Here is a 1,392-nt window from a genome sequence, read left to right as displayed (position 1 = left end):
GGTGGAGCAGGTGCTCGCCGCGCTGCCCGCCGAGCTGGCGGCGCTGGCGGCTGCTTAGGAGTCATCGGCACGATGTAGAGACGCATATTTGCGTCTTGTCGTTGAACGATATTATTCGGACGCGGCAAGGCGGCGCGTTTCCGGCCGTTCAACGACGAGACGCAAATATGCGTCTCTACATTGTTCAGGCGAATTCCTGCGTAGGCTTGCCGCCTACAGGGTTTTCAGCTGGTCGCGCAGGGTGGTTTGGTAGGACTTACCTACTGGCACCTGGTAGTCGCCCAGCAGCAGCACGTGGTCGTCGACGGCATCGATGCGACGGGTGTTGACGATGTAGGAGCGGTGCACGCGCACGAAATGCGCGAAGGGCAGCCGGTCTTCGAGGATTTTGAGGCTGGCGTACACGATGTGCTTCTGCGTGGCCGTGACCAGCACCGAGTACGTGGCCAGGGCTTCGATGTACAGCACATCGTCGAAATTGAGGCGCACCAGCCGCCCGTTCACCTTCACAAATAAATCGGCCGCGCCCGGTGTCGGCAGCTCGACGGTGGCCGGCGGGCGCGGCAATTCGGGCTCCGGGGGGCGGCGGGCACGCACCAGCTGCATGGCCTGCAGAAAGCGCGGATATTCCACCGGCTTCACCAGGTAGTCGATAACGGGCAGCTCGAAGGCTTCCACCGCAAACGCCTCGTGCGAGGTGACCAGCACAATGGCCGGCAGCGGCTTGGGCAGCACCCGAATCAGGTCGAGGCCGGTGAGGTGCGGCATCTCGATGTCGAGTAGCAGCACCTGCACCGGGGGCTTGGCGTGCAGGTAGTGCAGTGCCTCGCGGCCATCGGGCAGGGCGGCCTGGAGGGTCAGGCCGGGGGTGATGGACACGAAATGCTCCAGGGTGAGGCGATTCATCTCGTTGTCTTCGACGATGACGCAGGCAAGCGGGGTGGAATCGGGCATAAGCGCGGGGCGGACGAGGAATGAGGGGGCAGTTGGGGGGAGCTTCCGCAGCGAAACGGGGCCGTTCGTTTAGTAAAAAGGGTGGTTCATACAAAAGGCCCCCGGGCCGCTACCTGCACAAAGTAGGTTTGTATCGGTCGCGCTTTCAGCGTGTTTTCGTTTACCTCTGCTTTTCTCCCGATGAATCCTGTTTTCGCCCTGTTCGCCGGTTTAGTGCTCCGCTTATCAGCCCCTCACGGCCCGGCCAGCCCCGCCACCCGGGTGAGCGAGCGCGAAACCGCTACGCCATCGGTCGACTCGGTGCAGGTGGCCGCCAGCCGGCGCACGGCCTACTTGGCCGACGCCCTGCAACTGCACTACAACCAGACGCTTCGGGTGCAGCGTAGCACCAGCGTCGTGCTGCAGGCACTCGATTCGCTGCGCTTCGCGGCCCTCGAT

Annotated in this window: 2 protein-coding genes; one reads left to right on the top strand and one right to left on the bottom strand. The window is 63.4% G+C overall.

All coding sequences use genetic code 11. The features are described 5' to 3' along the window. Positions 1-213: 213 nt before the first annotated feature. On the bottom strand, positions 214-954 hold the full coding sequence (locus tag ACYVDE_RS22855) for a LytR/AlgR family response regulator transcription factor (RefSeq protein WP_460503837.1): 741 nt from the start codon (positions 952-954) through the stop codon (positions 214-216). 180 nt (positions 955-1,134) lie between these two features. Here ACYVDE_RS22855 and ACYVDE_RS22850 point away from each other — a divergent pair. Next, positions 1,135-1,392: hypothetical protein (locus ACYVDE_RS22850; protein ID WP_460503836.1), on the top strand; the 258-nt coding region annotated here is incomplete at its 3' end.

The sequence above is a fragment of the Hymenobacter agri genome (assembly GCF_054778495.1).
The sequence above is the reverse complement of the archived record's forward strand: the minus strand, read 5'-3'. Positions and strand labels throughout refer to the sequence as shown.

Bases quoted from the DNA above. Each gene is read 5' to 3' on its own strand.
- ACYVDE_RS22855 (WP_460503837.1), bottom strand. From the start codon at position 954: ATGCCCGATTCCACCCCGCTTGCCTGCGTCATCGTCGAAGACAACGAG.